Source organism: Microlunatus sp. GCM10028923 (assembly GCF_042666975.1).
In the GTDB taxonomy this organism is placed as follows: Bacteria; Actinomycetota; Actinomycetes; order Propionibacteriales; family Propionibacteriaceae; genus Microlunatus.
The window spans coordinates 116257-138529 of sequence record NZ_JBHTFF010000002.1 but is presented as its reverse complement, the minus strand read 5'-3'; the positions used below and the strand labels follow the sequence as shown (position 1 = coordinate 138529).

The following is a 22273-nucleotide window of genomic DNA, read 5'->3' as shown; positions in this document are numbered from 1 at the left end:
CAGGCGCAGGGCGCGAGGCAGTTCACCATCCGAGCCCGAAGTCTCCCTTGCTGGGGGGAGGATCGGAGTCGCCGACCCGGCGAGGGTTGGGGCATGACTTCCAGCACGTACGCACCCACCGCGCCGCAGACCGGGTCGGCCGCGGTGCGTCGCCTCACGATCGCCGGCGGCATCGCCCTGCTGGTGATCGCGGCCCTGCATCTGTTCGCGATGAGCGCCCACGACCTGTGGCCCGGCTGGCTGGCCGGCGAGCTGCGTTCGGCGGTTCCGGGCGACTACGGCCTGGGTGCGTTCTGGGCCGGCATCGGTGGGTTCGCCGTACCGATCGGGTTCCTCGGCTTCATGATCATCCGTAGTGGTCGACAAGGGCGGCGGTGCGCTCCCTGGATCGGCTACGGACTGCTCGGCTGGGCCGCCGTCTGCTGCTTCCTGCTCGGCCCGAGCGGGTTCCTCACCTTCGGTGTCCCGGCTCTGTTGTTGATCATGGCCGAGCTGCTCGGACGCTCACGCCACCACGGGTTCCGCGGCTGACTGCACGGTACGCACGGCGGCGAGGGCGGCCACCCGGCCGGCCCGGTTGGCGCCGATGGTCGAGGCCGACGGACCGTAGCCGACGAGCTGGATCCGGTGATCACGGGCGGCGGTGGTCGGGGTGTGCTGGTCCAGCCGGGCGATCAGCCGGATCCCGCCGGTGTCCTCGCGCAGGTGCAGCGGTGCCAGGTGTCCGACGGAGGGCCGGAAGCCGGTGGCCCAGATGATCGCGTCGGCCCGCTCGAACCGGCCCTCCGGCCAGCGCACCCCGTCCGGCTCGAGGGTCGCGAACATCGGTTGCCGCCGGTACGCCCCCAGCTCCAGCGCGCGCTGCTCCTGCGGCCGCAGTTGCAGTCCGGTCACCGACACGACGCTCTGCGGCGGCAGCCCGTCCCGGACCCGCTGTTCGACCAGGGCGACCGCGGCCCGGCCGGCGTCCTCGTTGAATTCCCCGGTCCGCCAGACCGGCGGCCGCCGGGTCACCCAGAGCGTCTCGGCCACCGGGGCCAGCTCGCCGAGGATCTGCACGGCGGAGGCACCGCCGCCGACCACGACGACGCGTTGCCCACGGAACGCCTCCGGCCCGGGATAGTCGACCGGGTGCAGTTGCCGGCCGCGGAAGGTCTCCTGCCCCGGGTAGTACGGCAGGAACGGGCTCCGCCAGGTCCCGGTCGCGTTGATCAACGCCCGGGCCCGCCAGTCGCCGCGGTCGGTCCGCACCAGCAGGGTCCCGGCCGGTTCGCTCTCGACCCGGTCCACCCGCACCGGGCGGACGACGGGGAGCTCGAACCGCTGCTCGTACCGCTGGAAATAGTCCGGTACGACCTCGCGGGCCGGCCGCTCCTCGTCGTGGCCCGGGACCGCCATCCCGGGCAGCGCGGCGACCCCGTGCACGTCGGCCATGGTGAGCGTCCGCCAGCGGTGCTGCCAGGCCCCGCCGGCCCGCGCATTCCCATCCAGGACAACGAATTCGGCGCCCAACCGACGCAGGTGATAGGCGGCCGAGAGACCGGCCTGCCCGGCTCCGATCACGACGATGCCGAGCTCGCGGGGCGCCTCCATGTCCGACACAACCGTGGCCGGCGCCGGCTTGTTCCCGCACACCGCGGTGCTTGATCATTCCGGGCGGCCGGGGTTATGGTCAGACCGGTTGATCAGGCAGCCCCCGGTCCGTGGGAAGGGCACAGCCCACCTGAATCTTGATCTTGGAGTTGGCACACACCTGCCTCCTTTCGCCCGACGACACGGACAGCGGGCCAGTCGAAAGGAGGTCGGCATGCCGACCAAGATTCTGCCCGACCAGCCCAACCTCGATCACCTGCGCCAGCAGGCGAAGGCGCTGCAGCGCACCGTGCGCACCGGAGACGCCGAGGCCGCCGGTCGCGTCACCGAGTGCTACCCCGGCGGGATTCCCGCCGATCCGGGCGAGTTCGGGCTCAGTGAGGCCCAGCTGGTGATCGCCCGCGAGTACGGGTTCTCCAGCTGGCCGCGGCTGAAGCGCTACCTGGACACCGTCGCCGAGTTCCGCTGGGACCCGGACCAACCGGGCCACGGCGTCGCCGACGAGTTCTGCTGGCTCGCCTGCTTCGCGTACTCCAACGTCGACGGGCCGGACCGCTGGGCCCGGGCTCGCGCGATCCTCACCGAACACCCGGACCTGACCGCGGGCAACGTCTGGGCCGCCGCCGTGGCCGCCGATCTCGCGGAGGTGACCCGGCTGGTCCGGTCCGATCCGTCGCTGGCCACCCGCCGCGGCGGCCCGAACCGGTGGAGCCCGTTGTTCTACCTCGCCTACTCGCGGCTCGACCCGGACGTCTCGGCGGACCGGGTGCTGGGGATCGCCCGGCTGCTGCTCGAGGCGGGGGCCGACCCGAACGAGGGCTACCTGTGGAGCGGCGGGCCGTACGTCTTCACGGTGCTCACTGGCGCGTTCGGGGAGGGCGAGCAGGGTCCGGTCAAGCAGCCGCGCCACCCGCACTCGATCGCGCTGGCCCGGTTGCTGCTCGAGGCCGGGGCCGATCCGGTGGACGACCAGACGCTGTACAACCGGCAGTTCCGGCCGGACAACGATCACCTCGAGCTGCTGTTCGCGTACGGCCTCGGCACCGGTGACCGGCCGGGCCCGTGGCACGAGCGGATGAGCGACCTGCACCGGGACCCGGCGGACAAGCTCCGGGTCCAGCTGCGCTGGGCGATCGAGCACCGGTTCGCGGACCGGGTCCGGCTGCTCGGCGCGAACGGGGTGGACCTGCGCGCGCCGTACGAGGACGGCCGGACGCCGCTCGGGATCGCCGAACTCTACGGCGGGCCGGACGTGATCGCCGCGCTCCGGGACGCCGGAGTCGACCAGCCGACGGCCGAGAATCCGGCGGACGCCCTGGTCGCGGCGGCCTTCCGGCCGGACCGGGCGGCCGTCGAGGCGCTGGTCCGGGAGCATCCGGAGGCCGTCGAGGCGGTACGCGGGCCGCGCGGCTGGAACCTGCTGCCCTGGGCCGCGGCCGGGTCCGACCGCAGCGAGACCGTACGGCTGCTGGTCGGGCTCGGGCTCGACGTCAACGCCCTCGGCCGGTCCGACGTGCCGGTCGACGGCGGCTGGATCGAGACCGGCTGGGGCCGGGCCGGCGCTGAGCGCGGCGGGCACACGGCACTGCACGAGGCCGCCTACCGCGGCGACGCCGACCTGGTCCGTACCCTGCTCGACCTGGGCGCCGACCCGACCATCCTCGACACCGACCACCACGCCACGGCGCTCGGCTGGGCGGAGCATGCGGCGAGCGGAGGCGAGGACCGGGCCGTCGTGATCACGTTGCTCCGCTGACCGCAACGCTCCCTGAGCTTGTCGAAGGGCAGGCATGGTTCGGGCTTGGCCCTTCGACAGGCTCAGGGCACGGAGAACAGGCTCGGGGCACGGAGAACAGGCTCAGGGCACGGAGCCGAACAGGCTCAGGGAACGTTGTGGCCGACTGCTCCGCAATTGAACCGTGGCCACGGTCACAGGCAGAAGGTCCTAAGCTTGGGTGCTGTGTTGGAACCAACCGCCTCGGGACCGATCCCTGAGGAGCCGTGACCGTTGCTACGCACCATGTTCAAGTCGAAGATCCATCGCGCCACGGTGACCCAGGCGGACCTGAACTACATCGGTTCGCTGACGGTCGACGAGGATCTGATGGACGCGGCGGACCTGCTGCCCGGCGAACAGGTCTCGGTGGTCGACATCACCAACGGAGCACGCCTCGAGACGTACCTGATCCCGGGCGAACGCGGCTCCGGGGTGATCGGCGTCAACGGCGCGGCGGCGCACCTGGTGCAGGTCGGTGACCTGGTGATCGTCATCTCCTACGCGGCGATGTCCGACCAGGAGGCCCGCTCCTACGACCCGACCGTCGTCCACGTCGATGCCGGCAACGCCATCATCACCGTCGGCCACGACCCCGCCGAGGCCGCGCCCGGACTCGTCCTGCAGCGGGACGGCTGATGTCGGAACCCGCGCCCTACGGCCAATCCCGGGACCCTGTTCAACGCAGGGTCCGGATCGGTGACCTGCAACGGGCCAAGCAGGAGGGTCGGCCGTGGGCGATGCTGACCAGCTACGACCAGTACACGGCCGCGATCTTCGAATCGGCCGGGATCGACGTACTGCTGGTCGGCGACTCCGCCGCCAACAACGTGTACGGCTACGAGACGACGATCGGGGTCACCGTCGAGGAGCTGATCCCGCTGGCCCGGGCGGTCGTCCGGGCCACCCGGCGCGCGTTCGTCGTGGCGGACCTGCCGTTCGGCTCGTACGAGAGCGGGCCGGATCAGGCGCTCGCCACGGCCGTCCGGTTCCTCAAGGAGACCGGCTGTCATGCGGTCAAGCTCGAGGGCGGCGTCCGGACCGCGGCGCAGATCGAGGCGATCACCGCCGCCGGGATCCCGGTGATGGCGCACATCGGGTTCACGCCGCAGAGCGAGCATGCGCTCGGCGGCTACCGGGTGCAGGGTCGCGGGGCCGGCGCGGAGGCGCTGCTGGCCGACGCCGACGCGGTGGCGGCCGCGGGCGCGTTCGCTGTCGTACTCGAAATGGTGCCCGGTGAACTGGCCGGCCGGGTCACCAAGGAACTGTCCATTCCCACCATCGGCATCGGCGCCGGGCCGGAGTGTGACGCCCAGGTGCTGGTCTGGCAGGATCTGGCCGGGCTGCGCACCGGCCCGCTACCGCGCTTCGTGAAGCAGTACGCCGACCTCGCCGGCGAACTGCGGCGGGCCGCGGAGACGTACGCGGGCGACGTGCGGGAGGGCAGGTTTCCCACTGCCGAACACACCTTCGGCAACGGCCGGACGAATCCTTCCTAGGGGACGCAGCATGAAAGTCATTCACTCGATCCACGAACTGGAGCTGGCCCGGGCCCAACTCGGCGACGCCCAGGTCGGGCTGGTGCCGACGATGGGCGCCCTGCATCCGGGGCACCTGTCGCTGGTCGAGATCGCCAACAAGCTGACCGACGTCGTCGTGCTGAGCATCTTCGTCAACCCGCTCCAGTTCGGGCCGGAAGAGGACTACGCCCGCTACCCGCGGCCGCTGCAGCAGGACCTGGAGGCCTGTGAGAAGGCGGGCGTCGAGATCGTCTTCAACCCGGGCGTGAACGACCTGTTCCCGGCCGCCCGGCAGGTGAGCGTGCAGGCGGGGCCGCTCGGCACCGTGTTCGAGGGCGCGGCGCGGCCGAGCCACTTCGACGGGATGCTGACCGTCGTTCTGAAGCTGCTCAACCTGGTCCAGCCGACGATCGCGCTGTTCGGGCGGAAGGACGCGCAGCAGCTGGCCAGCGTGAAGCGGATGGTGACCGACCTCAACGTCGACGTCGAGATCGTGCCGGCCCCGATCGTCCGGGAGTCCGACGGGCTGGCGATGTCCAGCCGGAACCAGTACCTGTCGCCGCCGGACCGGCAGTCCGCCCAGGCGATCTGGCGTGCGCTGAAGGCGGCCAGCGGCGAGGTGTCCGCGTCGGCCGCCCGGCGTACGGCGCTCGAGGTGCTCGATCAGGCCGCCCTCGGCAACCCGAACTTCGTCCTCGACTATGCCGAAGTGGTCGACCCCGACACGTTCGCGGTGCTGGACGACGAGGACAGCGGCCCGGCCCTGCTCGCCGCCGCCGCGATGGTCGGCGGCACCCGACTGATCGACAACGTCGAACTCACCCTGGCCGCCCCGGCCGAGGACGAGGACGACACCGCCGACAACCGCGTCGGCGCCGCCCGCCCCTGATCCCGCCCGGCTTTGGCTGAATTCCGCCGGGAGTAACCGGCGGAGATTCACTCCTTACGTACCGGTCGCGTCACGACACGCCGCGAAACGTCGTCCTGCTGTTCCAACGCGTGTAACTTCTGTGACTGGTGTGACGCTTGGGTTGCGGGATATTTGCACGCGCCGCGCGTCCCGGTCGAAGGGGAGGCCGTACTCACATGGTCGTTGTCGCTAACCGGTTCCGGCGTGGGATCCGGATGCTGGCCGGGCTGGCCGTCGGTGGATCGCTGCTGGTCGCCGGGTGCAGCTCGCAGATCCAGTTCGCCGACCCGCTGGCGGGCCAGCCGACTCCGGTCGCCCGCCCGGCGGTGAAGCCGCACGGCCCGGTCGCCCCGACGCCCACCCCCTCCACGGCTCCGTCGACCCCGACGCCGAGGCCGTCCGAGTCCACCCCCGCGCCGACCCCGACACCGACGCCGACGAAGGCGCCGAAGCCCACGGAGGCACCGAAGCCGAAGGCGATCCTGGCCGCCGGCGCCTCCGGTGATCAGGTACGCGAGCTGCAGGCCCGGCTCAAGCAGCTGGACTGGTTCGCGGAGAAGGTCACCGGGACGTACGGCCCGGTCACCACCGCCGGCGTCAAGGGTTTCCAGGGAAAGCGCGAGCTCCGGGTGACCGGCGAGGTCGACCAGAAGACCTGGGACGCGCTGCTCGACCGGACCCGCCAGCCCACCAAGGCCGAGCTCGCCGACAAGCCGGCCAAGCCCGCGATCCTGTCTCGCGGCGACGCCGGCGACAAGGTGAAGGAATTGCAGGCGCGGCTGAAGCAGCTGGACTGGTTCGACGTGGCGATCACGGGAACGTACGGGCCGGTCACCGAGGCCGGCGTCGAGGGCTTCCAGGAGAAGCGGAAGCTGGACGTCACGGGCGCGGTGGACCAGAAGACCTGGGACACGCTGCTCGGCCTGACCCGCGAGCCGACCCGGGCCGAACTGGCCGACGCGGTCCCGACCGCCTCGACCAAGGGCCTGGACGAGCGCTGCCTGACCGGCCGCGCGATCTGCATCAGCAAGCGGACCAACCACCTGGTCTGGCTGATCGACGGCAAGCCGAAGCTCGAGATGGATGTCCGGTTCGGCTCCGACGAGCTGCCGACCCGCGAGGGCACGTTCTCCGTTCTGCGTAAGAAGAAGGACGTGATCTCGAACCTGTACCACACGAAGATGCCGTACTCGATGTTCTTCAGCGGCGGTCAGGCCGTGCACTACTCGGCCGACTTCGCCGCCCGCGGCTACAACGGCGCCTCGCACGGCTGCGTGAACGTACGGAACTGGGACGGCATCGTCGCCCTCTACGCGCAGGCCCGGGTCGGCGACAAGGTGATCGTCTACTCCTGATCAGGTCAGCGACGGGCTGCCGAGGACGGCGGCGAGCGCGAGGCGTTCGGCGTCCTCGCTGCCGGGCTCGGCGGTGTAGACCATGATCCGAAGATCATCCGCGGCCACGATCAAGGTGTCGCAGTCCAGGGCGATCCGGCCGACCCCGGGATGGTCGAATTCCTTGTGCCGTGAGGGTTCCTGCGGTCGCAGGTTGCCGCTGTCCCAGAGTTCGGCGAACCGCGGACTGGTCCTGCGGAGCTCCGTCACCAGCCGACCGACCCGGGGATCGTTCGGGTAGCGGGCGGCGGTCATTCGCAGGTCGGCGACCAGCCCGGTCTGCTGCTCGGCGAGCCCCTCCGGCGTGTGTACGGCAGCGGGTCCGGGTCCGGCGAAGTTCCGCCAAACCGCGTTGCGCTCGATGCCGCGCCAGGCGGAGGCACCGGTGAGGGCGTCGTACGGGGCGTTGGCGTCGATCAGGTTCCAGAGCGCGTCGTAGACCACCACCGGGGTGGCCGACAGCCGGTCGAGCAGGCGCTGCACGCTGGCGGGAATGCGTTGGGGAATCAGTTCGGGTCCGGGCGCGGTCGTACCGCCGAGCCGGAACAGCAGTTCGCGTTCGGGCGCGGAGAGCCGGAGCGTCCGGGCGAGCGCCTCCAGCACCTGGGCCGACGGGGAGGTCGCCCGGCCCTGTTCGAGCCGGGTCAGGTAGTCGACGGAGATCCCGGCCAGGTTCGCCAGTTCCTCGCGGCGCAGCCCGGCCGCGCGCCGATGCCCGCCGTCCGGCAGGCCGACGGCCGCCGGTGCCACCCGATCCCGCCAGCGGCGGACCGCAGTCCCGAAGGTGCGCTGCTCCACCTGGCCCAGTCTGCCCGGCTCCCGGAGAACCAGCCTGGCCCTGTCGTTCCTACGGTCGATCCGACGACTGTTGGGCGCCGGGTCCGGCGCGCAGGCTGGCCGCATGACGACAACTCTCATCACCGGCGGCAACGCCGGAATCGGCAAGGAAACCGCCCGCCTGCTCGCCGCGGCCGGGCACACCGTCTATCTGGGCGCTCGCGAGGAGGCTCGCGGCCGGGCCGCGGCCGAGGAGCTCGGCGTCCGGTTCGTCCGGCTGGACGTGACCGACGACGCCTCGGTCGCCGCGGCGCTCGCCGAGCTCGAGGCGGCCGGCGGGCTGGACGTCTTGATCAACAACGCCGGCATCGCCATCCGCACTGACACCGGCGAGGCCCTGGACGGTCCCAGTGTGCTGGCCGTGTTCGACACCAACGCGGTCGGCGTCATCCGGGTCACCGAGGCGGCGCTGTCGCTGTTGCGCCGCTCCGAGAACCCGGTCGTGGTGAACGTCTCGAGTGCGCTCGGCTCCTTCTGGGCCACCCATGAGCCGTCCCGGCCGGCGGCGCACTTCCCGTCGATCGCGTACGGCTCCAGCAAGGCGGCCGTTTCCATGATCACCGTGCAGTACGCCAAGGCGGTGCCGGAGGTGAAGTTCAACGCGGTCGAACCGGGCATCACGGCGACCCGGCTCGGCGGCGGCGACCCGGGCAGCCATCCCGGCCGGCCCGCCGAGGTCAGCGCCAAGATCGTCGCGGAGCTCGCCTGCCTCAAGGCCGACGGCCCGACCGGCACCTTCCGCGAGGACGGCGGCGTCCTGGCCTGGTGATCATCTTCGACCAAGATCAGAAGCGGATCGTGACGAACCTCGGCCGGTTGTTGTTGGCGTTGGCGAGCAGATCGTCGCCCTGCTGACTGTTCACGTTGTACGAGATCACCAGTTCGCCCGGCTTGCTGAGGCCGGGATGGGCGGCGACGTTGTACGGCGCGTACAGGTTGCCGACGCCGCCCTCCGGCGCGGTGTAGACCGGGGTCTTCGGACTCCACGGGCCGATCGGCGTGGGCGCCGTCGCGACGTACACCCGGTGATCGGTGAAGATCGCCGCGGAGGTGGTGGTCAGGACGAACTCGCCGCCCATCGGGGTGATGCTGTACGAGGCGCCGACGTCGGTGGTGATCGCGACCGTCGAGTGCGGATCGGACGACCAGCCGGAGCCGTTCCAGAACTCCCAGTCGTTGCCGGTCAATCCGCCCGCCCGGGCCCGCGCCAGGTGGATGGTGTTGTCCTTGAGCCCGTAGATGTAGGTGTGCCGGCCGCACTGCACCAGCTCGGTGCCCCAGCTGACGCCGCCGGCCTCGCCGTACGAGGTGGTGACCCGCTCGACCTTGAAGTCCTCCGTGTACGTGACGATGTCGGTGCTGATCCAGCCGAAGTTCCACGGCGGCTCGCCGTCGGTCTTCCCGATCCGGTACTCGAAGACGCGGAGCTTGCCGCCGTCCATGATGCCGTCGCCGTTCCAGTACCAGGGGTCGCCGTCGACCGCGCCCGGCGGGTCCGCGATCGACTTCGGCTCGTCCCGGGTGCCGCCGGTGATCGTGGTGTCCGGCAGGCCGTCCGCGCCGCCGAGCAGGATCGAGCCGTGGATGAAGCCGGGCTCGGTCATGCTCTCGTCCTGATTGACCGGGCCGAGGAACGTGTCGTTCATCAGCCAGACGACGCCCTTCCCCGGGACGGTCGTCGAATAGACCCCGTCCGAGGCCGCCCAGCCGCCCTGGTTCGGCCAGCCGCCGCCGTTGTTGCCGAAGGTCCGGAACGCCTCGGTCACCTCGGTGTTCGCGGTGGCGGTCGGGGTGCCGAGCGGTCCGCGGGAGTGGTACGGCGCGCCGGCGCTGCACCGGTCCGCCGGTACGGTTCCGGCCGCCGGCCCGGTCGTCGCGGCCAGCGCCGACGTACCGAGGACGCCGCACAGGGCGACGCCGGCAAGCAACGCGGCGCCGACGGTCTTCGAAGATCCAGCCATCGCAGGTGGTCCTTTCCGGCCCGGACCACGCACTCGGACGGGCCGCGGTCACGAAATGTCAACGTTGTCAATCGTGTCGGGACGACTGTAGGCAGGCGCGAAATCGGGTGTCAACGCTCCGCCTACAATCCCGAGATGAGCACCGACCGACCGGCCGTCCCACCGCCCGGTCCGCGTCGGCCCCGGCTGCAGGAGGTGTCCGAGGCCGCCGGGGTCAGCATCAAGACCGTGTCCCGGGCACTCCGCGGCGATCCGGGGGTACGCGCCTCGACCCGGCAGCGGATCGTCGCCGAGGCCGACCGGCTCGGCTTCCGCCTGAACGACGTGGCGGCCGGGCTGCGCCGCAAGAGCCAGGCGATGACGACGATCGGCGTCACGCTGGGCGACTGCATGAACCCGTTCTTCGCCCCGATCCTGCGCGGCATCCACGCCGTCGCCGCCGAGCGCGGCTATCTGGTGCTGACCGCCGACGCGCAGAACGATCCCGAGCTGGAACGCCGCCAGATCCAGTCCTTCTTCGCGCACCGGGTGGCCGGCCTGGTCATCGCGCCGGTCGGTGATGATCTTGGTTATCTGGCGCACGAGGCCGCGTACGGCTCGGCGATCGTGTTCGTCGACTCGCCGCCGCCCGGGCTCGGCGGAGCCATGGACGCCGTGACCACGACCAACGAGGCCAGCACCCGGCGCGGCGTTGAGCACCTGCTGGCCGCGGGGCGGCGGCGGATCGCCTTCCTCGGCCACCCCCGCCGGGGCAGCGGCGCGCAGGAACGTTGGGCCGGCTACGTCGCCGCCCTGACCGCCGCCGGCCTGCCCGTCGATCCGGCCCTGGTCCGGGACGAGTTGATCACCGAGGACGACGCCCGGCGGGCGGCCGCCGAGTTGTTGATCAAGGAGGAACCGGACGCGATCTTCGTCGACAACAACCGGCTCTGCGTCGGCCTGCTGCAGTCCGAGGCCTTCGTCGCGGCACGTCCCGACGTGGTCAGCTTCGACGATTTCCCGATGGCTGCCGCCTTCGGCATCACGGTGATCGACAGCCTCCCGTACGAGGTCGGCCGGGCCGGCGCCGAGCTCCTCTTCGAGCGCCTGGCCGACCCCGCCGCACCCCCGCGCCGCCGCGAGCTGGACGCGAAGTTGATCATCAACGCCCAGGGCCGCTACTAGCTGATAGCTTGCTGCAACGACCGAACGGGAGGGCCTGATGCCGGACGAACCCGATGCCGAGCTCCGCCGCCGAGTCGAACAGGCCCTGGGCCGGCCGACCACGTCGTGGGCCGTCCCCGACACCGGTCTGTCGAGCGCGAGCCGGCACTCCGTCGGATTGGCCGACGGCAGCCGCGTCTTCGTCAAGGCCGCCACCGACGACGACACCGAGCACTGGCTCCGCACCGAACACCTTTCCCTGCAACACGTTCCGGAGCGGTTCGCGACGAAGATCATCGCGTGGCTCGACGGGCCCGGCCGCCCGATTCTCGTCACGGAAGATCTCAGCCGGGCGCACTGGCCGGCCAACCATCAGGGCGTGGTCTGGCGCCCCGGCGATGTCGAGCTCCTGCTCACCGCGGTCGCCGAGCTGGCCCGGATCGAGGCACCGGACGTCTTCCCGGCCACGCCGCGCATCCAGGCTCGCTGGCCCGGCCTGCTGTCCGGCCCGGAGCGGACGGCCTTCCTCGCCTTGCAGCTGTGCTCGGAGGGCTGGCTCGACGACGCCGGGCCGCAGCTCGTCGCCGCCGAAGCCCGTTGCGACGAGGGCGGAACGAGCCTGGTGCACGGTGATCTTCGCAGCGACAACATCTGCATCGACGGCGACCGTGCGGTCTTCGTCGACTGGAGCCAGACCACCCGCGGCAGCGCCGACCACGATCTGGCCGGTCTGCTCCCGACCCTGCACCTGGAAGGCGGCGCGCTTCCGTACGACGTCATGCCCGACGGCGCACCCTGGGCCGCCGCCGGTGCCGCCACCCTCACCCGTCGGGTTCTCCACGATCCGCTGCCGGGCTGGCTGGCGGCGGTGATGACCCGGCTGGTCGCGATCGACCTGGCCTGGGCAGCGTCATCGCTGGGGCTTCCGCCGCCCGACGGCACCGCCTCACACAGCTAGGGCAGCCGGCCGGTCTCGTGCAGGGCGTCGAAGACGAGCGCGTCGACGACCGACACCCGATCCCGATCCTCGTAACGGAACCAGGCCTTCTCGGCGATCTCCTGCGACGGCACCAGGTCGCCCCGGTGATCGGCGGAGTAGCAGATCATCCGGAACGGGCCGTGGGCCGGATGGCCGGGCGGGATCTCGGCGGTGTGGACGTGTTGCATCGTCGCCGGGTCGATCGCCGTCTGCAGTTCCTCGTCGATCTCGCGGACCAGGGTCTGGCTGTCCGACTCGCCGGTCTCCCGCATGCCGCCGGGCAGATAGAACACCTCCCGGCCGTGCACCCTCGTCACCAGAAGTTGATCATCGCGGAGCAGGATCCAGGCGACCTTCTCCCGTACCCGATGATCATTGATCATGGTCGGCACCGAGCGTGGTCACGTCGAGTTCCTGCTCGCGGTAGGACCGGCGGAGCCGCTTCTTGTCGAACTTGCCGACGCTGGTCTTCGGGATCTCGGCCACGATCGTCCACCGTTCCGGCAGTTGCCAGCGGGCCACCTTGCCGGTCAGGAATTCCCGCAACTCCTCGAAGGTGATCGTCGCGCCCTCCCGGACCACGACGGCGGCCAGTGGGCGTTCGCCCCACTTCTCATCCGGTACGCCGACGACGGACGCCTCGACCACGTCGGGATGCGCCGCGAGCTGGCCCTCCAGCTCGACCGAACTGATCCATTCGCCGCCGGACTTGATCACGTCCTTCGACCGATCGGTCAGCCGCAGGTAGCCGTCCGGGCTGATCACGCCGACGTCGCCGGTACGCAACCAGCCGTCGTGGAACTTCTCCTGATCATCGACGCCGTAGTAGGCGTCGGCCACCCACGGCCCACGCACCTCCAGCTCGCCGACTGACTCGTCGTCCCAGGGCAGGACGGCGCCGTCCGGCCCGATCAGCCGCGGCTCCACCGACGCGACGAACCGGCCCTGGCTGAGCCGGTAGCGCTCGACGTCGACCTCGGCGGCGCCGGCCGGCGGCCGGGCCAGGGTGCCGAGCGGGCTCATCTCGGTCATCCCCCAGGCGTGCACCATGGTGATGCCGCGATCGCCGTACGCGCGCAGCATGCCGGGCGGCAGGGCCGAGCCGCCGACCACCAACTCCTCCAGCGAGGACACGTCGGCGTCCGGGTTGGCGGCCAGATACTGCAGCAGGCCGGCCCAGACCGTCGGCACCCCGGCACCCTTGTTCGGCCGGGCCTCGGCGATGAACCGGGCCAGCGGTTCCGGCGCCAGGAATCGGTCCGGCATCGCCATCGAGCACCCGGTCGCGAACGCCGCGTACGGCAGTCCCCAGGCGAGCACGTGGAACTGCGGGACGACGCCGAGGATCAGGTCGCGCGAGGACAGGCCGAACACGTCCGGCAGCGACTCGCCCAGCGCGTGCAGGTAGATCGAACGGTGGCTGTAGACGACGCCCTTGGGTTCGCCGGTGGTGCCGGAGGTGTAACACATCGCGGCGCCGCTGCGTTCGTCGACGTCGGGCCAGTCGTAGGTCGTCTCCCGGTCCTTGATCAACTCCTCGTACGACAGCACCGCGACATCAAGATCATCGAAGACGGCGAGATCGGCCCGGTCGCCGGCGACGATCACGTGCTCGACCTTCGGCAGCGCCGGCAGCAGCTTGGCGAAGCCCGGCACCAGCGAGTCGTCGACGATGATCACCCGGTCGACGGCGTGATTGGCGGTGAAGATCAACTGCTCCGGGAACAGCCGGATGTTCAGCGGGTGCACGACGGCACCCATCGACGGCACCGCGAGGTAGGCCTCGACGTGCCGGTCGTTGTTCCAGAGGAAGGTGCCGACCCGATCGCCGGCGCCGATGCCGAGGTCGCGCAGGCCGTGCGCCAGCTGGGCCGCCCGCGCTCCGGTCTCGGCGAAGGTCCGGGTCCGTATCCCGTCATCGGTCGCCGTCACCACCCGGCTGGACCCGTGGATCCGGGTCCCGTGTTCGAGCAGCCGCCGGACTTGCAGCGGGACGTCCATCATGGTGCTGGCGAAACTCATCCCCGGTCCCCTCTCACTCCGGCTTGACGACGCGCGCCGCGCCGCCGCCACCGCGCTCGGTCTCGGCCGCAGCGGTCAGCCGGTCCTCGGCGACGGCGATCCCGGAGGCGTTGCCGATCCAGGTCGCCGCCTCCAGGTTGTGGCCGAGCGACCGCAGCGCCGCGCCGGTCTCGGAGTCGACCAGGCCGAGGTCGGCCTGCTCGGTCCCGTTGCGCGAGCTCAGCCGGGCCGCCGCGATCGCTTCGACCAGCGGCAGCCCGCGGCCGAGGTGGCCGGCGATGATCTGGGCGACGCTGGTGATGATCGTCGCGCCACCCGGGGTACCGGCGGCCAGCACCGGCTGGTCGCCCTCGAGGATGATCGTCGGGCTCATCGAGGAGCGCGGCCGCTTGCCCGGGCCGGGCAGGTTCGGGTCGGGCACGCCCGCCGTCACCGGGACGAAGTTGAAGTCGGTCAGCTCGTTGTTGAGCAGGAATCCGTGGCCCGGCACCGTGATCCCGGAGCCGCCGGTCTGCTCGATGGTCAGCGTGTACGCGACCACGTTGCCCCACCGGTCCACCGCGTTGAGGTGGGTCGTCGAGCGCCCCTCGTACGGCTCGGACTGCCGGTCGCCGCTGACCGGCGGCTCCTCGTAGTCGCCGTCCGGGAAGCCGAACGGGATCGGCCGCGGCTGCGCCTTGTCCGGATCGAACAGGCTCGCCCGCTCGTGCGCGAATCCCTTGCTGAGCAGCTCTTTCACCGGCACGTCGGGCACGTCGCCGATCCAGCGGTTCCGGTCCGCGAAGGCGGTCGCGCAGGCCTCCGAGAACTGGTGCAGATACTCCACCTCGGTCAGCTCGGACAGCGGCAGCCCGGACACCTCGAGGTAGGCATCGAGCAGGTTGAGCACCGCGCCGACCGCGATCCCGCCGGAGCTCGGCACGCTCATCCCGTACACGTCCAGGTGGCCGAACTTGCTCTTGGTCGGCTGCTGCACCGGCGCCGAGTAGTGCCGCAGGTCGCCCGGCGTCATCTTGCCGCCGAGCACCTCGACGCCCGGCGCCGTGGACGGCCGGCGGGACTCGGAGACCACGGCGCGGGCCAGCCGGCCGCGGTAGAAGTCGCCGATCCCGCGTTCCCGGAGCCGCCGGTAGGTGTCGGCCAGGTCCGGGTTGCGCAGCGCGCTGCCGACCTCGGGGACCTCGCCGCCGGGCAGGAACACCCGGATCGTCTCCGGGAACATCGCGAACCGCTCGGCGTTGGCCGCGGTCTGAGCGTTGAAGTTCGCGTCGACGACGAAGCCGCGCCGGGCCAGGTCCTCGGCCGGCCGGAGCAGCTCGTCCAACTTGCGGGTGCCGAACCGGCGGGCCGCCACGGCCCAGGTGGCCGGTGTGCCGGGCACCCCGACCGACAGGCCGGAGTTGACCACCGTGTCGAAGTCGAGCGCCTTGCCGCTGCCGTCGGTGAACTGAGCCTCGGTGAAGCTGGCCGGCGCGGTCTCCCGCCCGTTGATCGTTCTGATCTTGCCGCTGCGGGCGTCGTAGAACACGAAGAAGCCGCCGCCGCCGAGCCCGCAGGAGTACGGCTCCGTCACGCCGAGCGTCGCCGCCATCGCGATCGCCGCGTCGGCCGCGTTGCCGCCGTCCTGGAGCACCTTGATCCCGACCTCGCTGGCGTACGGGTCGACCGAGGCCACCGCACCGCCGCGCCCGATCGCCTCCGGCACCTTGAGCGGTTCCGGCACCGTCCCGCCGCCACCACCACCGCCACGTCCGCGGCGGTCGGCGTACGCCACCGGGACGCCGGCCACCGTCGCTCCGAGTGCCGCCGACCCTCCGGCCGCGATCAGGGTTCGTCGGGACACTCGATCGGACATCGCCGTCTCCTTCGGTTCGCAGGCTCCCATTCTTGGCAGAACGGGTGCCCGTGCCAAGTGGCGACGCGCGATCGTCCGGCGGGTCGGATCGATGAACCGGATTCTCTCCGGCGCCGGGCCAGGTTTCGTGTCGTCATCGCGGGCTCGGGTCGGACCAGGATGCTGGATTTGTTCAAGCCATCCGGGGTCGGTCCTTCGTACCTTCGAGCCATGGCTGACCTGGAACCGACCCTGCACCGGGTCCCCGATCTCGTGATCATCGAATGGCGTGGGGCCTGTGACCGCGGAGCCGAGCGATGATCCTCGTCACCGGCGGTCTCGGCATGATCGGCGCGAACACCGCCGCCGCGCTCGCCGACCTCGGCGAAGAGGTGATCGTGACGGGGCATCGCTCGACGGACCTGCCCTCCTTCCTCGCCGGCCGCGTCACCGTGGAACGCCTGGACATCACCGACCGGGACGCGTTCCTGGCTCTCGGTGACCGGTACGCCATCGACGCCATCGTGCATCTGGCCGGCAGCATCCCGGAGCCGGATCCGATGGACTTCTTCCGGCGCGACCTGGCCGGGCTCGTCAACGCCTTGGACGCGGCGCGAACCTGGCGGGTGCGGCGGTTCGCCGTCGCCAGCAGCATCAGCGTGTACGAGGGACGGCCGGAGCGGCCCTGGACCGAGGACCTCGACCTCCCGCTCGCCGAGCTGCCGCACGCGATCGCCGCCTTCAAGAAGGCCGTCGAGCCGATCACCCAGTTCGCGCTCGCCGGCACCGGGGTGCAGCCGGTGCTGCTGCGGATCGGTAGCACCTGGGGGCCGCTGATGCACCCGGAGTCGCCGTTCAATCCGGTCCCGCCGCTGGTGAGCGCCGTCCTGCGCGGCGAGCGACCGGGTGCCCTCGCCGCCGACGGGGGAGGAGACTTCGGCTACGCCCGCGACACCGGGCGCGCGATCGCGCTCCTGATCACCGCCGAGGTGCTCCGGCACACCGCCTACAACGTCGGCAGCGGGTTCCCGTACACGCCGCGCGAACTCGCCGACGCCCTGACGGCCGCCCTGCCCGGCACCGGGATCGAGCTCAGCGGCGCTCCCGCAGCGGATGCGCCGGAGCACCCGTACCTGGACATCTCGCGCCTCCGCGCCGAGACGGGCTTCGAACCCGCGTTCGATGTGGCGGGAGCGGTCGCCGATTACGTGGCCTGGCGCACGGAGAACCCGCGTTGACGGCCGACGGCAGGCCTCGTCCGGGCGTGCGCAGCTTCGACCACGTCGGGATCACCGTCGCCGACCTCGAAGGCGTCACCGCCTTCTTCGCCGCGCTCGGGCTGGAGGTGCTCGGCGATCCGATGACCGTGGAGGGCGAGTTCCTCGACACGGTGATCGGCATCCCCGACTCCAGCACCCGGATCGTCATGCTCCGCGCGCCCACCGGCGGCACCACCCTCGAGCTGTCCAGCTTCACCCGCCCCGACCACCGGCCGGGCTCGCCGACGGCGATGGCCAACGAACTCGGATTGCGGAACGTGGCCTTCATGGTCGACGACCTCGACGCGATGGTCGACCAGGTCACGGCGGCCGGCTACCGGCTGGTCGGGTCGGTCGGTGAGTGGCAGCACGCCATCCGGATGGCCTACGTCCGCGGTCCCGAAGGCATCATCGTCTCCCTTGCCGAGTCGATCGGCTGAGCGGCCCTGCTGTCGCCAGGGCGACGTCGAGGGCGTCGGCCGCCGGACAGGGATGGTCCGGGACGACGCCGACCTGCTCCCAGTTCGTGCCGGTCACCGCGTTCACCGACCGGGCGATCGGGATCAGCGTCTCGAGCACCTCGGTCAGCCGGAACGCCTCGACCGGATGGGCGCCGCCGCCGGTCGTCTCGCCGATCACCGTCGCCCGGCCCAGGGCCTGCAGGTTGTACGCGAGCTCCTCGCCGCCGGACACCGTCCCGGAACCGGTGAGGACGTCGACCCGTAGGTCGGGCCGCAGCGGCCGGGGTACCGGCCGGGTCCAGAACTGCCGCGGCGGCGCGCCGCGGAACACCATGTCCTGCAGGTGCACCGGCTGCCGGCCGGTCAGCTGGGAGCAGATCAGGGCGACCGTCTCCGGGGTGCCGCCCCGGGTCTCGCGGACGTCGATCACCAGGTGCCGCGCGTCGGCCAGCAGGGTGAACGCGGCCTCGACGTACGGGGCGGCCAGATGCACCTCGGACAGGTACGGGGCGATGCCGAGCAGCCAGACCCCGTCCTGGATCCGGCGGACCTCCTTGATGCCGCCGGAGTTGGTCCGGGCCTCGGCCGCGTATTTCCGTTCGTACGCGTCGGAGTCGAAGCCGTCGATCGCGCCGTCCGGACGATGCCGTACCCGCAGATGGCCGTCGTGGTTGACCGACTGGAGGCGCCGGGTCAGTTCTCCGGCGAGCTCTTCCGGCGGTTCGGGCAGCGGGCCGCCGGCGTGCAGCGCGGTCACGATCGGGTCGATCGCGGGTTCGAGGATGTAGTGGTTCCGGACCAGCCGTTCCAGGTCGTCCAGCAGGGTCGTCGTCATGGTCCGCAGTTCAGCAACGGGCTTGACCAAGCGACAACAGTTCTTGACGCTTGATGGATGGACCAGGATCTTGCCGATGTCATCGACGCCACCCGGCCGGACCAGCTGCGGGCGCTGTCCCATCCGCTGCGGAACCGCATCCTGACCTCGCTCGACCGGGACGGGGCGACGATCAGTCAGCTGGCCAACCGGCTGCGCATCAACAAGGGCAACGTGGCGCACCACCTCGGCGTCCTCGTCAGCGCCGGGCTGGTCCGCAAGGGCCGGACTCGTACGGTGCGCGGCGGCACCGAGCAGTACTTCCAGCCGGTCGGTCGGCGGGTCCGCTTCGGCACCGGCCCGGACGGCGCCCCGATTCGGGCGATGCTGGCGACCGTCGCGGACGAGATCCCGCCCGATGATCACCTGCTCAACCTCCGGCACCTTCGGCTCACGGCGAATCAGGCCGCGGCGCTCAGTGATCACCTCGAGAAGTTGATCACCGACCTGCGCCCGGCGGGTCCGCGCGAGCTGGAGCACGGCGTGATCGTCGGCGTCTGGCGCAAGGCCGAGTGAGTGGTCAGAAGTCCTTTCGCTGACGGGCTCGGAGCCGGCCGATGATCGAGATCAGCAGGGCGAGCACCAGCAGGCTGAGGATGATCACGGCGATCGGGCTGCTGACGAAGACCGCGTAGTCGCCGTCGGAGCTGAGCAGGGCGTCGCGCAGGTTGGTCTCGGCGAGCGGTCCGAGCACCATCCCGATCAGCAAGGGCGCGATCGGGAACTCGTACCGGCGCATCAGGAAGGCCAGCATGCCAATGCCGAGCAGCAGGAACAGGTCGAACACCGACGACGAGGTCGCATAGACGCCGAGGCCGCAGAAGACGGCGATCCCCGCATAGAGGTAGGGCCGCGGGATCAGCAGCAGTTTCGCCCAGAGCTGGGCGAACGGCAGGTTCAAGATCAACAGGACGATCATGGCCAGGAAGAAGCTGGCCAGCAGGCCCCAGACCAGCTCGGGTGCCCGCTCGAACAGCAACGGTCCCGGCTGCAGGCCGTACTGCCGGAAGGCGGCGAGCATGATCGCCGCGGTCGCGGAGACCGGCAGGCCGAGGGCCAGCAGGGCGCCCATCGCGGTGCCGGTGGTGGCGTTGCCCGCCGCCTCCGGCGCGGCCAGGCCGCGGATCGCGCCCTTGCCGAACTGCGGATCCTTGCGGCGCCGGTCCAGGGCCCGCTCGGCTCCGTACGCGATGAAGGTCGGTACGTCGGCGCCGCCGACCGGGATCACCCCGAACGGCAGCCCGATGCCCGTGCCGCGCAGCCAGGCCGGCAGCGCCTCCCGGAACTCGCGCAGCGAAAGGAACGGCCGGCCGGAGCGCCGGATCGAGCTCGACGCCGGGTCCCGCCGGATCCGGGAGGCGATGTGGAACACCTCGCCCAGCGCCAGCAGGGCCACCGTCACGGTGACCAGCGAGATGCCGTCGAACAGGTCGGGGACGCCGAAGCTGAGCCGCTCGGTGCCGGTCACCGAGTCGATCCCGATGGTGGCGATGCCGAGCCCGAGGACCAGCGAGGCGATCCCCTTCAGCACCGAGTCGGCGACCACCGACGACGTCGCCACGAAGGCGAACAGGGCCAGCGCGAAGTACTCCGCCGGGCCGAAGCTGGTCGAGATGTCGGCCAGCGTCGGCGCCAGGAACACGACGACGATGCAGGAGATCATGCCGCCGATGAACGCGCCGATCGCGGCCGTCGCCAGCGCCTGCGGGGCGCGACCGCCGCGGGCCATCTTGTGTCCCTCGTACGTGGACGCGATGGCCGACGCCTGACCCGGCGTGTTCATCAGGATCGCCATCGTGGAGTCGCCGAACAGCCCGCCGAAGTAGACGCCGGCGAACATGATGAACGCCGCGGTCGGGTCGAGCGCGAAGGTCATCGGCAGCAACAGCGCGACCGCCATCGACGAGCCGAGGCCGGGCAGGATGCCGACCGCGGTGCCGAGCAGGCAGCCGACCACGACGAAGAGCAGATTGATCGGGGTGAACGCGTGCGCGAACCCCTCCATCAGCATGGTCAGGGCTTCCATCACAGACCACCTCCGATGATCCCGGACGGAAGATTGAGGCCCAGCGCGACGTCGAAGGCCAGGTAGACCAGGCTGCTCACCGTCAGCGCCAGGGTCAGGTCGAACAACGGCCGCCGGCTGCCCATCGCCCGCGCCACGCACCAGAACAGCAGCGCGGCGGCGACGATCCAGCCGGCGAACTCCAGCAGCGCGGCGAAGGCGACGAAGCCGCCGAACGCCCAGGCGATCGAGGTCCAGTCGGAGAAGGCGCGGTAGGGCACCTTGGCCGCTTCCTCGGCCTCCCGGCGTTCCTCGTCGGAGACGTCGTCGTCCTCGGCGTAGGTGGCCGGCGTGGCCGGGGTCGGAGTCCGCAGCCAGCTGATCGCGAGCAGCACCGCGATCACGTACCCGGCGATCGCGATGATCGTCGGGAACACCTCGGGCCCGGGCGGGTCGGTGCCCTCCGGAATCTCCATCACGGCGACGCCGATGATCAAATAGGTGGCGAACCCGGCCATGATCGCGGCCATGATCAAACCGGAATGCCCTTCCCTCCAACGGGTCTTGGGCTGATCGGAAACGGCCGTGGCGGTCACAGTCCCAGCTCCTTGATCAGTTCGGCGATCCGTTGTTGATCTTGGGTGATGAACTGGTCGAACTCGGCTCCGGTCAAGTAGGAGTCGATCCACTTGTTCCGGGTCAGCGCGTCCTGCCAGGCGGCCGAGTTCCGGGTCTCCTCGATGATCGCCTTGAGCTCGGTGTATTCCTCCTCGGTGATCCCGGGCGGCGCCAGCACGCCGCGCCAGTTGACCAGGTCGACCTGGTAGCCGGCCTCGACCAGGGTCGGCAGGTCGACGCCGGGCAGCCGGTCGGGTGCCGAGATGGCCAGCGCCCGGACCCGGCCCGACTCCACCTGGTCGGCGATCTCGTTGTAGCCGGTGACCGCGACGTCGGTGGTTCCGTTGAGCAGGGTCTGCATCGCCTCGCCGCCGCCGGACTTGGGGATGAAGGTCATGCCGGCCGGGTCGACGCCGACGTCCAGGGCCAGCGCCGCGATGATCAAATGGTCGATCGAGCCGGCCGAGCCGCCGGTCCAGGTGACCGCCTTCACGTCCTTGCGCCAGGCCGCGACGATGTCGTCGATGCTCTGGTACGGCGAGTCGGCCCCGACCACGATCGCGTCGTAGTCCTCGGCCACCCGGGCGATCGGCCGGACGTCGCTCAGGTCCACCGGCGAATCGTTCAGCTCGATCCCGCCGAGCATCGCGGTCCCGGTCGCCATCACGTTGGTCGACTGGCCGGTCATGGTGGTGAACTTGCTCAGCCCGATCGTCCCGCCGGCACCGGGGATGTTGACCACCTGGACGTTGTTGACGATGCCCTCGGTCCGCATGGCCTGTTGTTGTTCCCGGGCGAACGAGTCCCAGCCGCCGCCGACGCCGGCCGGCGCGATGTAGGTCAGGTTGGACCGCAGATCGGTGTCGGAACTCGCCGACCGTACGGAGAAGACGACGGCGGTCGTGGTCGCGGTGACGAAGACAATCGCGTAGATGATCAAGCCGATCAACTTCGGCCTGGAGCGGGGTGGGGACATGGCACCTACTCGGCGTCGGGCGGGCTCGGAACCGAGGGCCCGGTCGCAGGAATCCTGGACCCCCGAGGTTGTCCGCAGGCTACAACACGCCATCGCGACTGACCATGTGGTAA

The 22273-nt window shown here is 70.9% G+C and carries 22 protein-coding genes; 12 read left to right on the top strand and 10 right to left on the bottom strand.

The window, feature by feature from the left end:
• The first annotated feature begins 93 nt into the window (after positions 1-93).
• A complete protein-coding gene (locus tag ACFQU4_RS04800; RefSeq protein ID WP_377487603.1) occupies positions 94-531 on the top strand; it encodes a hypothetical protein in 438 nt (145 codons plus the stop codon).
• Here ACFQU4_RS04800 and ACFQU4_RS04795 read toward each other — a convergent pair.
• Entirely contained in the window at positions 505-1593 is a 1089-nt protein-coding gene (locus tag ACFQU4_RS04795) for an NAD(P)-binding domain-containing protein (protein WP_377487601.1), read from the bottom strand. The two genes, ACFQU4_RS04800 and ACFQU4_RS04795, sit on opposite strands and share 27 nt — an antisense overlap.
• 214 nt (positions 1594-1807) lie before the next feature.
• Between ACFQU4_RS04795 and ACFQU4_RS04790 the strand changes: the two genes are divergently transcribed.
• From ACFQU4_RS04790 to ACFQU4_RS04770, 5 genes are all read left to right on the top strand, one after another.
• A complete protein-coding gene (locus ACFQU4_RS04790) occupies positions 1808-3349 on the top strand; it encodes an ankyrin repeat domain-containing protein (RefSeq protein ID WP_377487599.1) in 1542 nt (513 codons plus the stop codon).
• A gap of 264 nt (positions 3350-3613) precedes the next feature.
• Positions 3614-4006 (top strand): aspartate 1-decarboxylase, encoded by a 393-nt coding sequence (gene panD, locus ACFQU4_RS04785; RefSeq protein ID WP_377487597.1) that lies wholly within the window; start codon positions 3614-3616, stop codon positions 4004-4006.
• The gene (gene panB / locus ACFQU4_RS04780) at positions 4006-4866 is read left to right on the top strand and encodes a 3-methyl-2-oxobutanoate hydroxymethyltransferase (protein ID WP_377487595.1); all 861 of its coding nucleotides are present in this window, start codon (positions 4006-4008) and stop codon (positions 4864-4866) included. The genes panD and panB overlap by 1 nt, the downstream gene beginning before the upstream one ends.
• 10 nt (positions 4867-4876) lie before the next feature.
• On the top strand, positions 4877-5776 hold the full coding sequence (panC, locus tag ACFQU4_RS04775; protein ID WP_377487593.1) for a pantoate--beta-alanine ligase: 900 nt from the start codon (positions 4877-4879) through the stop codon (positions 5774-5776).
• 197 nt (positions 5777-5973) lie between these two features.
• Positions 5974-7152, top strand: a complete 1179-nt coding sequence (locus tag ACFQU4_RS04770; RefSeq protein ID WP_377487591.1) for a peptidoglycan-binding protein — start codon at positions 5974-5976, stop codon at positions 7150-7152.
• On the opposite strand, the gene ACFQU4_RS04765 is transcribed toward ACFQU4_RS04770, so the two are convergent.
• Positions 7153-7989, bottom strand: coding sequence for a helix-turn-helix transcriptional regulator (locus ACFQU4_RS04765; protein WP_377487589.1), 837 nt, complete (start codon positions 7987-7989; stop codon positions 7153-7155).
• Positions 7990-8092: 103 nt separating this feature from the next.
• Between ACFQU4_RS04765 and ACFQU4_RS04760 the strand changes: the two genes are divergently transcribed.
• A complete protein-coding gene (locus tag ACFQU4_RS04760) occupies positions 8093-8797 on the top strand; it encodes an SDR family NAD(P)-dependent oxidoreductase (protein ID WP_377487587.1) in 705 nt (234 codons plus the stop codon).
• A 16-nt stretch (positions 8798-8813) separates the two neighbouring features.
• Here the strand turns inward: ACFQU4_RS04760 and ACFQU4_RS04755 are convergent, their stop codons facing one another.
• Positions 8814-9989, bottom strand: a complete 1176-nt coding sequence (locus ACFQU4_RS04755) for a hypothetical protein (RefSeq protein WP_377487585.1) — start codon at positions 9987-9989, stop codon at positions 8814-8816.
• Between the two features lie 135 nt (positions 9990-10124).
• Here ACFQU4_RS04755 and ACFQU4_RS04750 point away from each other — a divergent pair, with 135 nt between their 5' ends.
• On the top strand, positions 10125-11153 hold the full coding sequence (locus ACFQU4_RS04750) for a LacI family DNA-binding transcriptional regulator (protein WP_377487583.1): 1029 nt from the start codon (positions 10125-10127) through the stop codon (positions 11151-11153).
• 37 nt (positions 11154-11190) lie between these two features.
• A complete protein-coding gene (locus tag ACFQU4_RS04745) occupies positions 11191-12090 on the top strand; it encodes a phosphotransferase (protein WP_377487581.1) in 900 nt (299 codons plus the stop codon).
• Here ACFQU4_RS04745 and ACFQU4_RS04740 read toward each other — a convergent pair.
• Genes ACFQU4_RS04740 through ggt form a run of 3 tightly spaced genes read right to left on the bottom strand, consistent with a single transcriptional unit; the run spans position 12087 to position 15988 of the window.
• On the bottom strand, positions 12087-12494 hold the full coding sequence (locus ACFQU4_RS04740; protein ID WP_377487579.1) for an NUDIX domain-containing protein: 408 nt from the start codon (positions 12492-12494) through the stop codon (positions 12087-12089). The genes ACFQU4_RS04745 and ACFQU4_RS04740 overlap by 4 nt on opposite strands.
• Positions 12484-14133 carry a long-chain fatty acid--CoA ligase gene (locus ACFQU4_RS04735; protein WP_377487577.1) on the bottom strand — a complete coding sequence of 550 codons (1650 nt, stop codon included), beginning with the start codon at positions 14131-14133 and terminating at the stop codon, positions 12484-12486. Before ACFQU4_RS04735 ends, ACFQU4_RS04740 begins: the two co-directional genes overlap by 11 nt.
• Positions 14134-14146: 13 nt before the next feature.
• Positions 14147-15988 carry a gamma-glutamyltransferase gene (ggt, locus tag ACFQU4_RS04730; RefSeq protein WP_377487575.1) on the bottom strand — a complete coding sequence of 614 codons (1842 nt, stop codon included), beginning with the start codon at positions 15986-15988 and terminating at the stop codon, positions 14147-14149.
• 296 nt (positions 15989-16284) lie between these two features.
• On the opposite strand from ggt, the gene ACFQU4_RS04725 reads away from it, so the two are divergent.
• Entirely contained in the window at positions 16285-17205 is a 921-nt protein-coding gene (locus tag ACFQU4_RS04725) for an NAD-dependent epimerase/dehydratase family protein (protein ID WP_377487573.1), read from the top strand.
• Between the two features lie 26 nt (positions 17206-17231).
• Positions 17232-17666: a VOC family protein gene (locus ACFQU4_RS04720; RefSeq protein WP_377487571.1), complete on the top strand. Its 435-nt coding sequence runs from the start codon at positions 17232-17234 to the stop codon at positions 17664-17666.
• Here the strand turns inward: ACFQU4_RS04720 and ACFQU4_RS04715 are convergent.
• Positions 17635-18522, bottom strand: a complete 888-nt coding sequence (locus ACFQU4_RS04715; RefSeq protein WP_377487569.1) for a S41 family peptidase — start codon at positions 18520-18522, stop codon at positions 17635-17637. The two genes, ACFQU4_RS04720 and ACFQU4_RS04715, sit on opposite strands and share 32 nt — an antisense overlap.
• A 57-nt stretch (positions 18523-18579) precedes the next feature.
• On the opposite strand from ACFQU4_RS04715, the gene ACFQU4_RS04710 reads away from it, so the two are divergent.
• The gene (locus tag ACFQU4_RS04710; protein WP_377487567.1) at positions 18580-19077 is read left to right on the top strand and encodes an ArsR/SmtB family transcription factor; all 498 of its coding nucleotides are present in this window, start codon (positions 18580-18582) and stop codon (positions 19075-19077) included.
• Between the two features lie 4 nt (positions 19078-19081).
• Here ACFQU4_RS04710 and ACFQU4_RS04705 read toward each other — a convergent pair whose 3' ends face one another.
• From ACFQU4_RS04705 to ACFQU4_RS04695, 3 genes are read right to left on the bottom strand one after another with little or no spacing between them, the layout of a single operon-like run.
• The gene (locus tag ACFQU4_RS04705) at positions 19082-20587 is read right to left on the bottom strand and encodes a tripartite tricarboxylate transporter permease (RefSeq protein ID WP_377487565.1); all 1506 of its coding nucleotides are present in this window, start codon (positions 20585-20587) and stop codon (positions 19082-19084) included.
• Positions 20587-21162: a tripartite tricarboxylate transporter TctB family protein gene (locus tag ACFQU4_RS04700; RefSeq protein WP_377487563.1), complete on the bottom strand. Its 576-nt coding sequence runs from the start codon at positions 21160-21162 to the stop codon at positions 20587-20589. The genes ACFQU4_RS04705 and ACFQU4_RS04700 overlap by 1 nt, the downstream gene beginning before the upstream one ends.
• Positions 21159-22160 carry a Bug family tripartite tricarboxylate transporter substrate binding protein gene (locus tag ACFQU4_RS04695; protein WP_377487561.1) on the bottom strand — a complete coding sequence of 334 codons (1002 nt, stop codon included), beginning with the start codon at positions 22158-22160 and terminating at the stop codon, positions 21159-21161. Before ACFQU4_RS04695 ends, ACFQU4_RS04700 begins: the two co-directional genes overlap by 4 nt.
• Positions 22161-22273 lie beyond the last annotated feature (113 nt).

Coding starts and splice junctions, on each gene's coding strand:
- ACFQU4_RS04800 (WP_377487603.1), top strand. CDS start 94: ATGACTTCCAGCACGTACGCACCCACCGCGCCGCAGACCGGGTCGGCC.
- ACFQU4_RS04795 (WP_377487601.1), bottom strand. CDS start 1,593: ATGGAGGCGCCCCGCGAGCTCGGCATCGTCGTGATCGGAGCCGGGCAG.
- ACFQU4_RS04790 (WP_377487599.1), top strand. CDS start 1,808: ATGCCGACCAAGATTCTGCCCGACCAGCCCAACCTCGATCACCTGCGC.
- panD (WP_377487597.1), top strand. CDS start 3,614: ATGTTCAAGTCGAAGATCCATCGCGCCACGGTGACCCAGGCGGACCTG.
- panB (WP_377487595.1), top strand. CDS start 4,006: ATGTCGGAACCCGCGCCCTACGGCCAATCCCGGGACCCTGTTCAACGC.
- panC (WP_377487593.1), top strand. CDS start 4,877: ATGAAAGTCATTCACTCGATCCACGAACTGGAGCTGGCCCGGGCCCAA.
- ACFQU4_RS04770 (WP_377487591.1), top strand. CDS start 5,974: ATGGTCGTTGTCGCTAACCGGTTCCGGCGTGGGATCCGGATGCTGGCC.
- ACFQU4_RS04760 (WP_377487587.1), top strand. CDS start 8,093: ATGACGACAACTCTCATCACCGGCGGCAACGCCGGAATCGGCAAGGAA.
- ACFQU4_RS04755 (WP_377487585.1), bottom strand. CDS start 9,989: ATGGCTGGATCTTCGAAGACCGTCGGCGCCGCGTTGCTTGCCGGCGTC.
- ACFQU4_RS04750 (WP_377487583.1), top strand. CDS start 10,125: ATGAGCACCGACCGACCGGCCGTCCCACCGCCCGGTCCGCGTCGGCCC.
- ACFQU4_RS04745 (WP_377487581.1), top strand. CDS start 11,191: ATGCCGGACGAACCCGATGCCGAGCTCCGCCGCCGAGTCGAACAGGCC.
- ACFQU4_RS04740 (WP_377487579.1), bottom strand. CDS start 12,494: ATGATCAATGATCATCGGGTACGGGAGAAGGTCGCCTGGATCCTGCTC.
- ACFQU4_RS04735 (WP_377487577.1), bottom strand. CDS start 14,133: ATGAGTTTCGCCAGCACCATGATGGACGTCCCGCTGCAAGTCCGGCGG.
- ggt (WP_377487575.1), bottom strand. CDS start 15,988: ATGTCCGATCGAGTGTCCCGACGAACCCTGATCGCGGCCGGAGGGTCG.
- ACFQU4_RS04725 (WP_377487573.1), top strand. CDS start 16,285: ATGATCCTCGTCACCGGCGGTCTCGGCATGATCGGCGCGAACACCGCC.
- ACFQU4_RS04715 (WP_377487569.1), bottom strand. CDS start 18,522: ATGACGACGACCCTGCTGGACGACCTGGAACGGCTGGTCCGGAACCAC.
- ACFQU4_RS04710 (WP_377487567.1), top strand. CDS start 18,580: ATGGACCAGGATCTTGCCGATGTCATCGACGCCACCCGGCCGGACCAG.
- ACFQU4_RS04705 (WP_377487565.1), bottom strand. CDS start 20,587: ATGGAAGCCCTGACCATGCTGATGGAGGGGTTCGCGCACGCGTTCACC.
- ACFQU4_RS04695 (WP_377487561.1), bottom strand. CDS start 22,160: ATGTCCCCACCCCGCTCCAGGCCGAAGTTGATCGGCTTGATCATCTAC.